Annotated in this window: 15 protein-coding genes and 2 pseudogenes; 11 read left to right on the top strand and 6 right to left on the bottom strand. The window is 39.5% G+C overall.

All coding sequences use genetic code 11. The features are described 5' to 3' along the window. The first annotated feature begins 17 nt into the window (after nt 1-17). Nucleotides 18-1,265: a DUF4153 domain-containing protein gene (locus ACFOU2_RS22950; RefSeq protein WP_377918602.1), complete on the top strand. Its 1,248-nt coding sequence runs from the start codon at nt 18-20 to the stop codon at nt 1,263-1,265. 428 nt (nt 1,266-1,693) lie between these two features. Here ACFOU2_RS22950 and ACFOU2_RS22945 read toward each other — a convergent pair whose 3' ends face one another. Further along, nucleotides 1,694-2,335: a recombinase family protein gene (locus ACFOU2_RS22945; RefSeq protein ID WP_377918601.1), complete on the bottom strand. Its 642-nt coding sequence runs from the start codon at nt 2,333-2,335 to the stop codon at nt 1,694-1,696. A 570-nt stretch (nt 2,336-2,905) separates the two neighbouring features. Here ACFOU2_RS22945 and ACFOU2_RS22940 point away from each other — a divergent pair. Further along, nucleotides 2,906-4,165 carry a cytochrome P450 gene (locus ACFOU2_RS22940; RefSeq protein WP_377918600.1) on the top strand — a complete coding sequence of 420 codons (1,260 nt, stop codon included), beginning with the start codon at nt 2,906-2,908 and terminating at the stop codon, nt 4,163-4,165. Nucleotides 4,166-4,499: 334 nt separating this feature from the next. Here the strand turns inward: ACFOU2_RS22940 and ACFOU2_RS22935 are convergent, their stop codons facing one another. Further along, entirely contained in the window at nt 4,500-5,150 is a 651-nt protein-coding gene (locus ACFOU2_RS22935) for a hypothetical protein (protein WP_377918599.1), read from the bottom strand. A gap of 842 nt (nt 5,151-5,992) precedes the next feature. Continuing rightward, nucleotides 5,993-7,141, bottom strand: a complete 1,149-nt coding sequence (gene ftsZ / locus ACFOU2_RS22930; protein ID WP_377918598.1) for a cell division protein FtsZ — start codon at nt 7,139-7,141, stop codon at nt 5,993-5,995. A 304-nt stretch (nt 7,142-7,445) separates the two neighbouring features. On the opposite strand from ftsZ, the pseudogene ACFOU2_RS22925 reads away from it, so the two are divergent. The 4 genes and pseudogenes from ACFOU2_RS22925 to ACFOU2_RS22910 form a co-directional block, all read left to right on the top strand. Continuing rightward, nucleotides 7,446-7,622: pseudogene (locus ACFOU2_RS22925) on the top strand (class I SAM-dependent methyltransferase); the annotation flags it as partial. A 38-nt stretch (nt 7,623-7,660) separates the two neighbouring features. Continuing rightward, nucleotides 7,661-7,798: pseudogene (locus tag ACFOU2_RS22920) on the top strand (efflux RND transporter permease subunit); the annotation flags it as partial. Nucleotides 7,799-8,055: 257 nt separating this feature from the next. Next, nucleotides 8,056-8,226, top strand: coding sequence for a hypothetical protein (locus ACFOU2_RS22915; protein ID WP_377918711.1), 171 nt, complete (start codon nt 8,056-8,058; stop codon nt 8,224-8,226). Then, nucleotides 8,165-8,335: a TetR/AcrR family transcriptional regulator gene (locus ACFOU2_RS22910; RefSeq protein WP_377918597.1), complete on the top strand. Its 171-nt coding sequence runs from the start codon at nt 8,165-8,167 to the stop codon at nt 8,333-8,335. The genes ACFOU2_RS22915 and ACFOU2_RS22910 overlap by 62 nt, the downstream gene beginning before the upstream one ends. Before the next feature lie 169 nt (nt 8,336-8,504). On the opposite strand, the gene ACFOU2_RS22905 is transcribed toward ACFOU2_RS22910, so the two are convergent. Both ACFOU2_RS22905 and ACFOU2_RS22900 read right to left on the bottom strand, forming a co-directional pair. Beyond that, nucleotides 8,505-8,882, bottom strand: a complete 378-nt coding sequence (locus tag ACFOU2_RS22905) for a hypothetical protein (protein ID WP_377918596.1) — start codon at nt 8,880-8,882, stop codon at nt 8,505-8,507. 228 nt (nt 8,883-9,110) lie between these two features. Next, entirely contained in the window at nt 9,111-10,046 is a 936-nt protein-coding gene (locus tag ACFOU2_RS22900) for a substrate-binding domain-containing protein (RefSeq protein ID WP_377918595.1), read from the bottom strand. A gap of 124 nt (nt 10,047-10,170) precedes the next feature. Between ACFOU2_RS22900 and modA the strand changes: the two genes are divergently transcribed. The 4 genes from modA to ACFOU2_RS22880 all read left to right on the top strand — a co-directional run bounded on the left by modA (nt 10,171) and on the right by ACFOU2_RS22880 (nt 14,163). After that, complete coding sequence (modA, locus tag ACFOU2_RS22895; RefSeq protein ID WP_377918594.1) at nt 10,171-10,971, top strand: molybdate ABC transporter substrate-binding protein; 801 nt, start codon at nt 10,171-10,173, stop codon at nt 10,969-10,971. Between the two features lie 203 nt (nt 10,972-11,174). Beyond that, nucleotides 11,175-12,065: a sulfite exporter TauE/SafE family protein gene (locus ACFOU2_RS22890; protein WP_377918593.1), complete on the top strand. Its 891-nt coding sequence runs from the start codon at nt 11,175-11,177 to the stop codon at nt 12,063-12,065. Nucleotides 12,066-12,229: 164 nt separating this feature from the next. Continuing rightward, entirely contained in the window at nt 12,230-12,994 is a 765-nt protein-coding gene (locus tag ACFOU2_RS22885) for an alpha/beta hydrolase (RefSeq protein ID WP_377918592.1), read from the top strand. A 389-nt stretch (nt 12,995-13,383) separates the two neighbouring features. Continuing rightward, nucleotides 13,384-14,163 (top strand): sulfite exporter TauE/SafE family protein, encoded by a 780-nt coding sequence (locus ACFOU2_RS22880; RefSeq protein WP_377918591.1) that lies wholly within the window; start codon nt 13,384-13,386, stop codon nt 14,161-14,163. A 50-nt stretch (nt 14,164-14,213) separates the two neighbouring features. Here ACFOU2_RS22880 and ACFOU2_RS22875 read toward each other — a convergent pair whose 3' ends face one another. Next, a complete protein-coding gene (locus ACFOU2_RS22875; RefSeq protein ID WP_377918590.1) occupies nt 14,214-15,116 on the bottom strand; it encodes a TetR/AcrR family transcriptional regulator in 903 nt (300 codons plus the stop codon). A 253-nt stretch (nt 15,117-15,369) separates the two neighbouring features. On the opposite strand from ACFOU2_RS22875, the gene ACFOU2_RS22870 reads away from it, so the two are divergent. Beyond that, nucleotides 15,370-16,950, top strand: a complete 1,581-nt coding sequence (locus ACFOU2_RS22870; protein ID WP_377918589.1) for an MDR family MFS transporter — start codon at nt 15,370-15,372, stop codon at nt 16,948-16,950. Nucleotides 16,951-16,990 lie beyond the last annotated feature (40 nt).

Raw genomic sequence — 16,990 nt, 5'->3', positions numbered from 1 at the left:
TTAGGGGAGGTATAACTATGGACATTAACAATTTGATTATTGAAAATATTGCTAACCCTCATGAGCTGGAGAGAATGTATAGAAAAGACCCGAAAGCTTTTAAAGAGTCATTCCCACACGCATGGGAACAAAATCCTGATTCTCAGGTTCTTGGCGTTTGGTATGAAAGATTGCATTTCAAGGAGACGGCAAATACAGAAAAATCTTCCTTGCTTCAAAAAGGTTTCTTATTCATGGGCATTTTAGCCATTCTGGCCGGGATAAGCACCAGAATCATTTTCCATTTTGTCGAACTGGAAGCAATTGCTCCAATTAACCTGGCTTTTGGTATAATTCCCTTTATTGCTGCCTATTTTGTTTACAATAATACTCCGAAAAAAAATGTTATTTATTCCCTTGCAGCGTTGTTCCTAATTTCCGGGTTTTATCTTAATATGCTGCCATTAAATTATAAAGACAGTATTATCCTTGCTTATTTGCACCTTCCCATATTCTTATGGGGATTGGTAGGGCTTGCATTTACAGGAAATGAATATTCAAAAGGCAGTACAAGATTAGCCTATATTAAATTTAATTTGGAATATTGTATTCTCTACGCCAGCATGGCAGTTAGCGGAATGGTGCTAGCAGCATTAACCATGCAGTTATTTAGCTTTGTTGGCTTGGATATAGAAGACTTCTATTTTAGTAATGTCGTTTTATTTGGTGCTGCCGCTCTCGCTATTGTGGCTGCATACCTGGTATCAATGAATCTTAAACTTGCTAAGAATATTACACCATATATAGCTAAAATTTTTAGTCCTCTTGTCCTGGTTACATTGTTGGTCTATCTTATAACGGTTATATGGGTCGGAAAAAATCCATTCTTGGACCGCAATTTCCTGATAGCCTTCAACGGAATACTCCTTGGTGTATTGGCCGTTACCATATTTTCCATTATCGAGAGCGACTCAGTCGAGAAAAAGAACATTTCAGATTATATAAATTTTGCCTTAATTGTTCTTGCGCTTATCATTGACAGTGTGGCTTTGTCAGCCATCGTGTTCAGACTTTCTTCTTATGGGATTACGCCTAATAGACTTGCTGTTTTAGGAGTAAACATACTTATCTGGGCAAATCTAATTTGGATTATGCTCTCCTATATGCGTTTTCTACAAAACAAATCCGGACCTTCAACTATCCAAGATGCCATTACTAAGTATTTGCCGGTCTACGGACTTTGGGCAGCTTTCGTTACATTTACTTTTCCTATAATTTTTAATTAGAAAAGCTCTGTTAATGTCACGAAAAGCTAATCTTCTATAACGTATAAAACCCTTAGAGCCGATATTATGCGGCTTTTTATACAGAGTTGCATAGTTTTGGCTTATTTTCATTACTAAAGTTAAAAAGGGGGCATTCAAACTAGAAGACATAATATATTGTTGCAACTGGATTCTTTAAAATATGTCCAGTTTCATGTGCCCACCGAAAAAGGACTTCATGAAACGTATTTGATAAGCTAAACTTGCAGGTTTTAAGTTTGAGTTTGATTTAGATTAAATGTGAAAAGATGTACTTACACGAAAGAGGGCTTTTCTTTCATAAGATGATAGCAATGATATTCAATAAAAGGGCGCTATTATTGAGCAACACAGGTAGAAAACGATCAAACTTTATTTAAGAGTTACAAAAGGCAAAGTAGCATCTTTTATCAGATAGATGCTACTTTTTCTTCGTATTCCCTCATAATTTTGTAAAACGTATTTTTCTTCAACTCTAACATTTCCATGAATATGACTCCAGTCACTTCTCCATTTTTCCATTTTGGATAAGTTTCTTCTATTATATAAAGCTGCTTCTTACTGAGAGTTGATAAGTTTACCTGCGGCCGCCCTAGATGCTTTCCCTGGGATTTCGCCACGGCAATTCCTTCTGCTTGGCGTTGACGAATTTTCTTACGCTCCTGATCTGCAACGTAAGAAAGTAAGGATAAAAACTGATCTTCCATTAGACGGCCCATATCTCCCATGTCCCTGAACTTACGGCTGTCGAAGAGGGACTCGTTTTCCAGAACAATGATATCGGCCTTTAGCTCTCGTGTAATATGTTTCCATTCTGCAATGACTTCGTCATAATTACGGCCCATCCGATCCAGAGCATCTATGTACACTAGGTCACCTTCTCCAAGTATCTTCCGCAGCAATTGGTATTGAGGACGATCAAAATTTTTTCCACTTGCTTTATCGACAAAGATGCGTCGAGCCTCCACACCTTTCTCTAGCATTTTTTGTAATTGTCGCTGTTCATTCTGTTCTTTCGTACTTACACGTATGTATCCGTAAATACTTTCCAATTCCATTTCTCCTCTTCTACTTTGTTGCTTTATTATATCATTTTCGTTTATAAAGGTGTCTAATTAATATAAACGTTTATAAAAGATTTTTATCACCTTTTTAAACTTGATTTTACTGGGTTTGATAGCTTCGTAGTTTGTGTTTGTAAAGGTATACCTTTGTAAACGGCACAGTCAAATGACCGTGAAAGAGGTGACATATAATCTCAAATAAATGACGACAAATAAAAAAGAAAGTCACAGGTTGTTTTCTGATAAAGTTATTATTCGCCCCATAAACGTCCGTTTATGGAGCCACTTTTATTAAATTAAGCGTAGAGAACTTTTTTGTTCCGCAATAGGGCCATATTCTGGAATAAGTGATGGTGCCAAGCGTAGAAACTTGAAATAATTGTTATTATGCTAAAGGGCGGGGTAAATCAATAAGAAGAATTAAAAAAGTCGATTCCTGTACAGGAATCGATTTTTTTTAGGTTGAAATCTGCTTAGGGGTCCAAGTTTTATTGAGACTAAACAGGGGAAAATTTACAAAGAATAAGACCATTACTATGAAAAATGGAGATGAATCATATGTCAAATACAAATCAAATGCCTCGGGAAGAGGGAATAGATAATAGCTTGAGTCTTATGGAAGAAGGATACAAGTACATTTTGAACAGACGTCACAGTTTTAATTCTGATATTTTCGAGACCCGTTTGCTTGGAAAGAAAGCGATCTGCATGGGAGGAAAGGAAGCTGCGGAAGTTTTTTATGACACTGAGAAATTCAAAAGGAAAGGTGCAGCACCAAACCGGGTTGTGCAAACATTGTTTGGCAAGAATGGGGTTCAGGCGTTAGATGGACAGGCCCATAAGCATCGCAAGGAAATGTTTATGTCGATTATGTCTCCCGATGAACTTGAAAAACTAACCGACATTACAAAAAAACAGTGGGAGATAGCAGTGAATAAATGGGAACAGATGGATAAGGTTATTCTTTATGAAGAAGCGAAGGAAATTATGTGCAGGACAGCCTGCCAGTGGGCAGGTGTACCGGTACAAGAAAACGAAGTTAAGAGACTGACAAAAAATTTGGGGGCGATGTTCGAGTCGGCTGCTGCAGTCGGCCTAAATCATTGGCTAGGAAGACATGCACGGAATTACGAAGAAATATGGATCGAAGAACTCATTGAAAGGGTTCGTAAAGGGAAAGTGAATCCCCCTGAAAATACCATATTACATAGATTTGCCTGGTATCGCGATCTGGAAGGGAATCTTCTGGATACCGAGACCGCTGCTGTAGAAGTGATCAATATTTTGAGACCGATTGTGGCGATTGCTATATTCATCAACTTCATTGCGCTGGCAGTGCACCATTATCCGGAAGAAAGGGAGAAACTTAAATCTGGCGATGAAAAGTATGCTCAGATGTTTGTACAGGAAGTTCGCCGTTTTTATCCATTTTTTCCGTTTGTCGTGGCGCTGGTAAAAAAAGATTTCACCTGGAAAGGCTATAAATTTGAAGAAGGCACGTTAACCTTGCTGGATCTTTATGGAACAAATCATGACCCTAAAACTTGGAAAAATCCTGAATTGTTCAGTCCTGACCGGTTTGCAAAATGGGAAGGAAGCCCTTTTAGCTTCATTCCGCAGGGAGGTGGTGATTACTTTTTGGGACATCGCTGTGCTGGGGAGTGGGTCACCATTGAAGTCATGAAGGTGAGCCTTGATTATCTAGCGAATCGAATGGATTATGAAGTTCCTGACCAGGATTTAAGTTTCAGCATGGTTAGCATGCCAAGTATTCCCCATAGTAAAGTAGTGATCAAAAATGTTAAACAGAGAATATAATTTATTTCTAGTCTACTCAATTATTGCGAGTAATTAGCTTATTAAATGGGGGCTAAAGTTCAATAAGTGCGAGACGGCTTCAACACAGCCTTTGATCTTCAACAATCGGGCGCTATAGTTGAATAAAGGGATTTAGTAAACAACTTTTTTGTCATGTATTTTTGGTTCGATCATGAGTGTTTTTTTTTAGCAAACAACTAATTTTTGAATGTGCCGCATCTTTCAACGGAAGGATGCGGCTTCTAACCGTTAAAAGTAAACAACTTTATTTGTACTGAACAGAAACATCCATTATTATTTAATTGTAAAGGTATTTGGTAATAAAGGTGGCCTTTTAGACAATCGTCATCGTTTTGATGGTTCCTCCGATCGTTTTTTCTGCTTTTCCTAACTGTTGAATGGACTGTAACAATATCTCTTCGCAACAAGCAGGACTATGACAAGCATGCAGCTTTTGGGATAATCCCGGAAGAGTAGGTTTCATGGTCTCCCGATTTGTTCCAATGTAGGAGGCAGCCCCGGTTGGAATTTCTTCCACCGTCCTTTCTGTATTTCGATAATCATATCGATAAAGGAACGTTTCTCCCTCCGCTTTTCCCCCAATTAAATACTGAACGTTTAAGTAGAGAGAAGAGAAGGGATAGTCGAAAAACCTCTCCAGGAACGTAAGCGCGAAGTTTTGTCCATCCTGTTCTTTCTTTATTGTAAGACGGATATGCTTTAAAGTGATTTCATCTACTATTCTCAATATCTGATATACAGGCAAATTTTGTCCCCATAATCTATCCTTCATTTCCTGGATACATGGTTCAAACACTTTTACGTGTCCAGCCGTGCCGACCGCCAGCTCCAGGTTTTTCAGGGAAAGAAGATGAATTTTTTGATAATTTTCATGAATGAGGGTATTTTTAGATACATCCCATACCCGGCCATCTCCGCACATTGTAATAAAATGATTTCCTTGAAAAGCAAAAATGGCTGTCATGTCGTCCTCCGCAAACATTAAGTCGTGTTATTCCTATTATACAACTTTCAGAGAGCAATAGAAGAATATGGTATTCACCCATGAAGGGGTTAAGAGGGTTCTGGTGCAAAAACCCTTCATGTAATCTTTGTTGGTTGATTTCATGTTTATTAGCCTTATGTTCTCTTTCCCTGGTTGGCTTCCGTCCAGCCATGATATAAAATGAACAATAATAACTCCATCGTTTTTTTCATAAATATGTCGCTGAATTTTATGACGAATGGGCCCCGATCATTAAAGTGTGCGTATAATCTAAATTTTACGTATTATTTGAAGCAGTATATTCATTAATTAAATAACCATCTCGTTTAAAAAGTCACCATTTTTCTATCATGCTTCTTTAACTTTTGAATGATAAAGAAATTTAATAAAAGAATACTAAATAGAATGGGATCTACTAGAACAGAATAAGATAACTTCCATATATTGAAGGTTATGGTGCAAAAAAATTAGACATCTAAACCAAGATGAATATTACCTACTCCACGAGCAATTTTTATTCGGCATGAAAAACTTTACGTCGAATATTAACGGGTTAGAAAACTGAAGCATTCGGAATTACCCTTACATTTTTGTTAATATTTTAACAAGATTCGAGATTTGCACCAGAACCATAACGTATTTCTTTTTTATTAAAGCATCTGCCTGAAAAAAGCAGATGCTTCTTTTATTCTTACTTTGTGGATTTGTAAGCCCCCACCCTCAAAGCTCATGGAAAGCAAAGTGGCTTAGGTGGGGGACAACTGCCCGTAAGAACTCGATAAGGTCAACTAACATTCAGTGGGGGATGAAGTTTTCCTTTATCAAAATCGTTTTTTTCGTTTGCGCAAGAACGCTGGAATATCCAGCGATTCTTCTCGCTGTTCCGAGTGTCGGCCATAACCTTGAACGGGTTCTCCACGGTTTGTTGGATTACGTTGTATACGTTGTTCCTTTTGATATGGACTAGACATTCCTTCCATTGATGGTTGGGAAGACGTTTGTAATAACGGAGCCTCTTGCTCAGTGAATCCAGTAGCAATGACAGTTACGATAATTTCTTCTTTTAAGTTTTCGTTAATGGACGAACCAAAAATCATATTTAATTCCTCGTGCGAAGCAGAAGCAACTATATCGGCTGCCTCCTGTACTTCATAAAGACTTAAATTGCGGCCGCCAGTTATGTTCATGATTACACCTTGAGCTCCATTGATGGAAGTTTCCAGTAACGGACTATTTATGGCTTTCTGCGCAGCTTCAGCAGCACGGCCTTTACCTTTGGCAATACCAATTCCCATTAAGGCAGTTCCTTTATGGGACATGACCGTTTTCACGTCAGCAAAATCAAGGTTGATTAAACCCGGCACAGCAATTAAATCGGAAATCCCTTGAACACCTTGGCGAAGAACATTATCCGCTTCACGGAAGGCTTCAAGCATGGGTGTATTTTTATCTACAATCTCCAATAAGCGATCGTTTGGAATAATAATTAAGGTGTCCACTGCTTCCCTCATTGCGTTAATTCCACTTTCCGCGTTTGCTGCACGCTTGTAGCCTTCAAATTTGAACGGACGTGTTACAACCCCAATTGTCAGAGCACCAAGCTTACGGGCGATTTCAGCAATGGCGGGCGCTGCCCCTGTGCCTGTACCACCGCCCATTCCGGCTGTAACGAAAACCATGTCTGCACCTTGTAACACTTCTTGTATCTGCTGTTTGCTTTCTTCCACAGCACTTTTACCTATTTCCGGATTTGCACCTGCTCCTAAACCTCTTGTCAATGATGCACCGATTTGCATCGTGATCTCTGCTTTTGATTGATTAAGAGCTTGTGCGTCTGTATTAACGGCAATAAATTCTACACCCTCAACTCCGTCCTCGATCATACGGTTCACGGCGTTGTTTCCCCCGCCGCCAACACCGATGACTTTAATCGTGGCGAATTGGTCCATATTTGTATCAAATTCCAACATGATCATTCCTCCTCATTCATCCAAATTGCCTTGATTTCACACTATTCAAAGAGTGCCCGAAGAACTTCTTTAATATTATTCGATATTATCCGGAGTTTTCATCTTTTTTTGTATGATTTAGTAGATTATTTGATTGCCACTAACGTATGTTATGGTAACTACAATGAACCTCTGTTTTTTATACTCAGAGGTTTTTTAATTGATATATAAACAAAGCAGTATCGTTTTACTAGAAAGGAATACCGTTATCATTCTAGAAATTACAGATAAGAGCTAATGATGTAAAAGACAGGAGGGTATACATGTGAGTTCTATAAACGTTTGGGATGCCGATTTGTATGATAATCAACTTAGTTTTGTTTCTCAGTTTGGAAAAGAGATTGTTACACTTCTCCAACCCAAAACAAACGAATCCATTCTAGATTTGGGTTGTGGAACAGGGGACTTGACCTATGAAATAGCAAGGCTAGGGGCAAATGTGATGGGAATTGATAATTCTCCGGAAATGTTAAAAGTGATTCCTCAACCATTACAACGGTTGTTGTATTCCTGCCGTCAGGGTTTGTTGGCGGAGCCGCAGGTGAGTTCTTCCTCCCATTTGCGCTAACGATTGTCTTTTCATTGTTAGCATCATTGATTGCAGCAGTAACCATTGTATGATCCCGGTGATGTATGAACTCTTTTTCCGACGACAAGCAAAGCGTGAAAAACGACACAAACCCGATTTGATAGATTAAGCATACAATCAGAATTCATATCATGCACTGCCGGCAGTGCATTTCTGCTGAAAAATAAAAAAGATTGTAACTTTTTCACTGTTTCGACGTCTGTCTATATAGGAAGATGTTTAAGAACAAAGAAAAAATGACTCATTCTATATACATAGACATATTGATAAGGCGAGGTGAATACGGTTGCCAGTGAGTAGAGAATTTATTGAAGAGTTAAAACGCAACGGAGTAAAAGCAGAAGTATGTCCACCAAGAAGTTCATTTTCATTTTATCATGTGCATGATCGAGTAGATGGTACAGATGAAAGCATTAAAGGACGGGAACGGAATGAACCGAAAGAATACAATTATTGAATCAGCGATGAAGCTTTTCGTTCAAAAAGGCCATCATGGTATACCCGTGCAAGAAATAGCGGATACCAGCGGAATAGCCAAGGTATCTTTGTACAACCATTTTAAATGAAAAGAGGCATGGTTCTCCGTTTAAAATCCTTCAGGTTCGGCCGGGGTTTTTTAGTTCTTAAATAAAGGAGAGCGGGACAACATGGGATGACACAAAAATCGATAGTATGGGCAAAGAATAAGAAGCTAGGCTGAATCAAAGAGGAAAATCCCCTCTTTGATTCAGTTTTTTAATTGGATACTTTCTCGCTTGATGGTTCCTTATGCGGATTTCCATGAATCTTATGAAGAAGGGTTTCTTTTAGTCTTAATATGTTTTGAATATATTGTACATGTGATAACTCTCCGTTTTTTAAGGAAACACGCATGGTTTCCAGTTCTTTTTCAAATAGATAGCGCACAAGCTCCCGCTCTGACACTCCCTGGCTTTTGGCGATTTCCGCCAACGTTTTGCCTTCTTTCCACATTAAATCATATTCTTCAGGACTGATTTGCAAAAATACATACAAGTGCTCATTATCAGCATTCGTTATGTTCCGTTCCTCGCCAGCAGCAGGGATATGATGGATAAAAAACAAAAAAACGAACATGACCATGATTTTGTTCATCGTTTATGCCCCTTTCTTATTTTTTATCTTTATTGTTTTGCATTCTTTTTTTATCCATACACTGCGAAAAACATTTTTTATAAAAAAAACGTCTTCATACCTTATGAGGTATATTAATATACGTATAGGGGATACGGCAAAATATTTTATGGATGATTAAATATCACAACCAGTATATGCGAGAGGTGAAAACACGGAAAAGGAGAAGACGAATATCATCCTTTTCAGCTAAAATGTTTCATATAGAATATTCCCTGTCTGTGAAATATCATAGTCACCCAATGAGTTGATTTCTGACTTAAACGCAGAGTTTGTCAAAATCTCCTTTACGATTTTTATGAGCTCTTCGTTTTCAGGTTTTTTAAGAATGACGAGATCATAACGCTCTTTTACTAATGGAATAAAGTCTACTTCAACTATTTTAGCTGCTTTTTCAATTCCTACTCCCGCATCTGCTAGTCCATTCGAAATGGCGGATGCGACACTTAAATGATTTGTCTCTTCGTGTTTATATCCTTTAATATTTCTAGGAGAAATATGATGGATTCTAAGCTGCTCATCAAGAAGGATGCGTGCTCCTGACCCTTTCTCTCTATTAATGATTTTTACATGCTGCTGACCTAAATCTGCCCACGATGTTATGTTTAGGGGGTTTCCTTTTTGAACGTAAAGTCCTGCCTTCCTTGAGATAAGATTTAGTAGAATATAGGGATAACCTATTAAAATCTTTTTTATATAAGGGAGATTGTACTCTCCTGTATCTCCGTCAAACATATGCAGGCTAACAATGTCGCACTCCCCATTGTACATAGAGATAAGGCTGTTTAAACTTCCTGCATAGGATCGCAATGGTTTATACGCCGAATGTTTTTCAATGTGTTTCCCAAGGATATCTAAAACTAAGTCCTGCCCGCTAATGACGATGTTGTGATCTTTTTTTGTTTCAGCTCTATGGGGGGCAATGAGGGGAACCGGGTTTGTGGAACTCTGAGTAGACTTATTGCCATTTATATAGTTTTCCAAGTCTTTTGCATCTACTCTCATTTGTCTTCCAACACGGAAAACAGGCAGTTCTCCCTTTTTAACGAGATCATATATGGTTAGTTTTGATACCTTTAAAAGTTTTGACACTTCTTCAATGGTGTAGGAAAGCTCTTCTGACATGTTCATCCCTCCGTCTTTTATTTTATCCCGATATCCTTTAAAAAGTAAATTCATAATGAAACACGACTCTTTTTTGTTATAATTGGTTATATCTAATTATAACTAGTGAAAAGGGAAGAGAATAATGAAAAAATCATGTTTATTATTTTTGATGCTTATGCTGTCAGTTGGAATCACAGCGGGATGTTCCGCAAATGAAAAGTTAGAAGGACAAGAAGCTTCCGATAAAAAAGTGGAATTGATTGTTTCTGCAGCAGCAAGTTTACAAGATGCACTGAATGAAATAAAAATAGGTTTCGAAAAGGAGAACCCCCATATAAAAATAGTCTATAACTATGGGGCATCGGGAGCCCTTCAACAACAGATTTCCCAGGGAGCCCCTGTCGATTTATTTTTCTCTGCCGCCGAGGATGAATTTGATCAGTTAGTTCAAGAAGGGTTAATAGAGAAAGGGAAGGGAACGGATCTTGTAGGGAATGAATTAGTGTTGGTGGTTCCAAAGGATTCAGATAAAAGAATCGAATCGTTTGAGGACATAACGCAAGCCAGAAAACTCTCAATTGGCACTCCTGAAACTGTACCAGCAGGAAAATATGCGAAAGAAACGTTAGAACACTTAAATGTCTGGAAAGACGTTGAAGAGAAGATTGTGTACGCCAAGGATGTTCGCCAAGTGCTTACATATGTTGAAACAAGAAATGTCGATGCCGGAATCGTTTATAAAACAGATGCTATGATTTCATCAAAAGTTAAAATGGTAGCAACAGCTGAAGACAAAAAACATACCCCCATTATTTATCCTTTAGGAGTGATAAAAAATAGCAAACATCCTGAGGAGGCTCAAGCGTTCTATGAATATCTTCAAACTCAGGGGTCTTTGGATGCATTGGAAAAACATGGATTTAAAGCTCTGGACGAAAAATAAATAAAGAATTTCAATTCCGAGTTGACAACTAAGAAAAGTGTGTTTAATATGTAGTTAACAGAAAATTCATACAGCATTTTATGAATAATTGATTAGCTGATCAGAAAAACTGAAGGCTTCTATTCCCAGAAAAGGGATTAGAAGCCCTTTTTATTAAGAGAGGTTCGGTGGATATCAGCTTATCATGCAGGAGGGGGATAAACATGAAAAAGTTAATGATTCTAGCATTCATCGGTTTTTTCGCTCAGTTAATCGATGGGGCACTTGGAATGGCGTATGGAGTCAGCTCTTCCACTTTGTTGCTGACGTTTGGAATTGCACCGGCTGTGGCGTCCGCTTCTGTCCATTTATCTGAGGTTGTGACAACCGCTGCTTCCGGTGTCTCACATATAAAGTTTGGAAATGTAGATAAAAAGATGGTGTACCGTTTGATTCTTCCAGGTTCCATAGGAGCTTTTTTAGGAGCGTGTTTCTTAAGCAACCTCCCTGGTGATCTTGTTAAGCCGTATGTTTCATCTTTTCTTTTATTATTAGGGATATACGTCATTTTTCGTTTTTTGTTTCAATTTCAAACAGATGAAGAAAAACAATCGAAGCCTCTGTCTTTGAAACAAACCATTCCGCTCGGGTTTATTGCCGGCTTTGCCGATGCGACAGGAGGCGGTGGATGGGGGCCGATTGCAACACCCATTCTTTTAACGAAAAAGGGGATGACGGCAAGAAAAGTAATTGGCACGGTTGATACGAGTGAGTTCGCTATTGCCGTTTCCGCGACTCTCGGTTTTGTCCTTTCCTTGGGATGGGAGCAAGTGAACTGGCTTTGGGTAGGAGCGCTTATGCTAGGGGGAATCGTAGCTGCACCCATTGCAGCGTGGCTCGTTAGATTGGTGCCGGCTCATTTAATGGGTGTATTAGTTGGCGGGTTTATTATCTTGGTAAATTCCCGCACCCTTTTGAATACATGGGTAGAAAATCATTCTTATCATCCCCTTATCTATGGTTTGATTATGCTATCATGGGCGGTCTCTATCTTATTTGCCGTTAAGAAGACCGTCAAAATTCAAGAAAATATGGATAAAGCCGTTGAAGGCTGAGGAAAAAATGGAGAGTAGAGAGTTGAGTCGAACACGAAATAGCTTTCTGCTCTAATCTTTAGTTTAATTCACACTAAATTTATGGGTATTATAGGTTTGTGGGATAAGACATTAGCGGGTATGCTATAAACAGAGAAACGCGGAAAAAGAGGAGGAAGCAGCTGATGAAAGAAAAATACCCGGTTATTCAAGGGGCAGAATCATTTTATTTTGAAGGAAATGAAGTTGGGATTCTCATTTCGCATGGGTTTATGGGTACACCCCAAAGTGTCCGTTTCCTTGGTGAGAGCCTGGCAAAGCATGGTTACACTGTTTACGGCCCGAGGTTAAAAGGGCATGGAACCCATTGCCGGGACCTGGAAAAAGCTACAAGCGCCGAATGGTTTCAAAGTTTAGAAGAAGGATATAAACGATTGAAACGGAAGTGTTCTGCCATTTTTGTCATGGGCCAATCCATGGGAGGTACCTTGACATTGCATTTGGCGAATAAGTACGGGGATATACGGGGAATCATCTTGATTAACTCTGCGTTAACGATTCCTTCATTAGAATATTTGAGGGGAAAAAGCAGCCCGAGATGGGTCCCAGAGGGTAAACCCGATATAAAAGCAAAGGGAGTTTTTGAAATCACGTACAGTCAAGCCCCTCTAACAGCCATTCATGAATTGCAGCAGCTAATGGAGGCTACACCTCCTTTGCTTCCTAACATCGCGATTCCTGTTTTAGGTATGAAATCTTCTGTCGATCATGTTGTACCTCCTGAAAATACAGTCTTTATCATGAAAAACATCGGTTCATTCAAAAAGAATGCAGTTACTCTTCACAATTCCTATCATGTGGCTTCGATGGACAATGATAAAGAGCAAATTGTGCGGCATTGCCACCAATTTATACAGCAGCATGTCTATCACAAAGTATATACAGGATAAAGAAAACTTGGCTGGCGCCAATCCTTTAAGCGCCAGCCAAGTTGCGTTTATGCAGTTCAAAAAGTCCTTTTATACTTTATTACCAGCTAAATAAAGGGGCTGACTCAAAAGCCTCCAGATGGCGGTAATCATCCGTTTTTTCTGTGATGGGCCGTCACCGTCATGCTTGATTTTCCTGGATCTTTAATGACGGTCCATCCTCTTTGGTTCTTTTCGAATCATCGTGATCTCTTTCCTGGAGTTGCTCATGATGTGTAGTTCACAACGTTACATTTGTGAAATAAATGGAAAACGGATAGGTGAATTTTCCTATATAAGGTATGAAGGTATATGTAATGATACATTGTACAGTCTAATTACTAAACAGGAATATAGAAAGAAGTGACAGCATGACACTCTCTTTTCTTCTAACAGTGTTTTCATTAGGGTTTATTAGCTCGTTTTTATCAGGAATGCTCGGAATCGGGGGATCCATCGTTTTGTATCCTCTGCTTTTGTTCGTCCCGCCCGTTTTAGGATTCAGTGGATTCGAAGCGCATGATGTAACAGGAATTGGGGCGATTCAAGCGTTGGTTTCTTCGATAACGGGAGTGTTGGCTTATCGCCAGGCTGGTTTTTTGCATAAACCTCTGATTTTATATATGGGAATCAGCGTCTTGCTTGGCGGAATCATTGGAAGTTCCATCTCGTCCATTTTCTCCGAATGGACCATCAATGTCATGTATGCATTATTGGCAACGACTGCAACGGTGATGATGTTTCTCCCGAAAAAGGGAACGGAAAATGTATCGTTGGACAAGCTTAAATTCTCGACGTTTACGGCTGTGAATTTGGCATTTTTACTCGGAATCGGCGCTGGAATTGTCGGGGCGGGAGGAGCCTTCTTACTCGTGCCGATCATGCTTGTCATCTTAAAAATCCCTACCCGTGTTACGATTGCCAGTTCACTGGCCATTACGTTTCTCTCATCGATTGGAACGACCATGGGAAAAGTGGCAACAGGGCAGGTGCTATGGGCTCCCGCCCTTTTGATCGTACTGGCGAGTATACTTGCATCCCCGCTTGGCGCCACCATTGGAAAGAAGACGAATACAAAATCGCTTCAAATGATTTTAGCGTCACTCATTATGGCGACCTCCATTAAAATTTGGTTCGACATTTTTCACTAAAAAAGCAAAAACATATTGTTTTCGCTTTTTTTGCTGAAATGACCGTATGGTTATTTGTTAAAGTAGCTATTCAACACTTTTGAAAATTCTTTTAAAGGCTGCTTGAATTGGGAGATGTCCAGGTGCTGTAAAAAAAGAAGAAGGCTTTCGACCACAACAAATTTTGGCGTTTCCATATCATTTTTCAATTCTTCTTTCAACGCTTCAATAGATGAAAGAACCTTTTCTTTCTTTTTGGAATCAAGTGCCGCCTTATGAGCGATTTCCTTCATCTCATGCAGGATAGCCATTAACTGCGTGCTGGCTTTTCTTTTTTGATAGTCTTGCACATGAATGTAGTTATCCATGATGTCGCTGTTTAGCAATGGAGTCGAATCGGGAGTCAAACCTTTTACTATATCATCCAAACGGTCAACGGCGTAATGGGCCAACTGTTTTAAGTCAATCTGCTTTTCTTCCACAATAATATAAAACATATACTCTCTAAGGATCCCGCTTAAAATAGTCGCAAGGTCAAAAGTGAACGGATCTACCTTTTCGCCATATATTTGACGAATGCGTTGACAGTACCAATTGAACATCTCAGCCCGAACTTTAAACATATAATTGCGGATTTCATCATTTACTTGGATGATTTGCTGTCGCATTTGCATATGAATAAAATCTTTTTGTGATAAAAATTGTTGAAACTGGATATGAAGCTGTTCAATGAACATATCGCGTCCAGATAATGACCGGTCTTCTTCCACTTGAGAGAACTTGCTGAACAAACGGTCATGATAGTGCTTGAAAATCGACATAAATAAATGTTCTTTGGATGAAAAATAATTGTAGATGGAACCTTTGGCAATCCCGCTGTTTTCCGCGATTTCTTGAATGGAAGTGGAATGATATCCTTTTTGGGAAAACAGCTTCATGGCTGTTTCGATAATTCGCGTGTGTTTGTCACTCATTTGTTGTCACGTCCTCATATAAAAAACTTGTTACTTTCCATTTTACACAAAAATGTCATTTTATGAAGGTTTTATGTAAATAGTTGCTCATGGCTTGTATTCCCTCTGGTTCCAATTTTTTATTTGACCAATGAACGATGTTCGAATACAATATGACTGACTGGTCATATTGTATTGAGTATAAACTAATAGTCAGAAAAAGGCGAATGTTTCTTTTTGTATTCACAAATCTGCGAAGGTAGGAGAAAAAGAAATGACAACTATACAACAAGGAATCAACAAGAAACTTGTTCTAACCGGTCTCATCATCGGGATGCTTTTCAGTGCGTTAGAACAAACGATTGTCGGAACGGCCATGCCGACCATTGTGGCCGAACTAAATGGATTTTCCATTTTTGCGTGGGTCACGACAGCGTATTTGATTACTTCTACAACGGTTGTACCAATCGTCGGGAAGCTGTCCGATTTGTATGGCAGAAGACTGCTGTATTTAATTGGTACCATCGTCTTTATCATTGGGTCCGCTCTTTGTGCGACCGCAGACTCCATGGAGCAGCTCGTGCTTTACCGCGGGCTCCAGGGAATCGGGGGCGGGATGATTATGCCGCTTTCTCAAACAATTGTCGGTGATATTTTTACGGCGGAACAGCGCGCAAAATGGCAGGGAGTATTCGGTGCCATTTTCGGTTTGAGCTCGGTAATCGGCCCGTTCATTGGAGGACTCATCGTCGATCATATTAGCTGGCATTGGATTTTCTTGATCAACGTGCCTTTTGGTTTGCTGTCGGCGATCGTCATCTTTATTGGAATGAAACATGAAATTGCGGCACCTAAAGAGAACATAAACATTGATTACCTTGGAATTGCAACATTCATTCCGGGGCTTGTGCTGCTATTGCTTTGGCTTACATTTGGCGGCGATAAATTTGAATGGTTATCTGCTACAAGCGGCTTGATGTTTGTCGGTTCTATTGTATTTTTAGGCTTGTTTTGCGTAGTTGAAACAAAAGCGAAAGAGCCAATATTGGATTTATCCCTTTTTAAAAACCGCGTCTTTGCCACAACGAACGCTTTAGGCTTTTTACTGGGCTTAGGCATGTTCGGGGCGATTATGTTTGTCCCGATGTTTATGCAAGGAATTTTAGGAGTGTCCCCGACTCAAGCGGGTTATACGATGACACCAATGATGATCGCCATGATTTTAGCAAGTATCATCGGTGGACGGTTGCTGCTTCGTTTCCGTTTTAGAACGGTTTTAACGGCGGGGATGTTGATTACGACATCCGGTTTTTATTTCATGAGTACAATGGGAGTCGACTCAAGCAAGGGAACAGCTTATGCCTATATGGTTGTGCTGGGTCTTGGAATGGGTCTTGTTATGCCGACATTGATGATTGCCGTTCAAAACGAATTTCCAAAGTCACAGCTTGGGACGGTCACATCGGCATCGACGTTCTTCCGTTCCATTGGAGGTACGATTGGTGTTACTGTATTAAATGTAGTGATGAACCAAACGCTTCAACATAAAATGACCGACGCAGCAGCCGGTGAAACGAATACGATGCTTGCGGGAGCACTGGATAAATTAAGCGATAAAACAGACGGACTGTTTGGTCTGTTAATCAACCCGGATGTCCTGCCAATGCCGGAAGAGATGAAAACAGCGATTGTTTCAACCATCCAACATGTTTGGTCTCAGTCGTTCTCCGTCGTCTTTTTAACGGGATTAGTGTTTGTAGCACTTGGAATTGTAGCAGCATTATCAGTAGGAAGCGGTAAAATTAACCGTGACCCTGAACAGCAAAACGAAGTGGGTGTAGTTGTAAACGAGTAATGGAATTTATCTTCTTGCTTTGTCAAAGAACAATAGAAAA

Source organism: Bacillus songklensis (assembly GCF_042649685.1).
GTDB classification, from domain to species: domain Bacteria; phylum Bacillota; class Bacilli; order Bacillales; family Bacillaceae_H; genus Bacillus_BA; species Bacillus_BA songklensis.
Note: the sequence above shows the minus strand (reverse complement) of the source record. Positions and strands in the feature narration are given on the sequence as shown.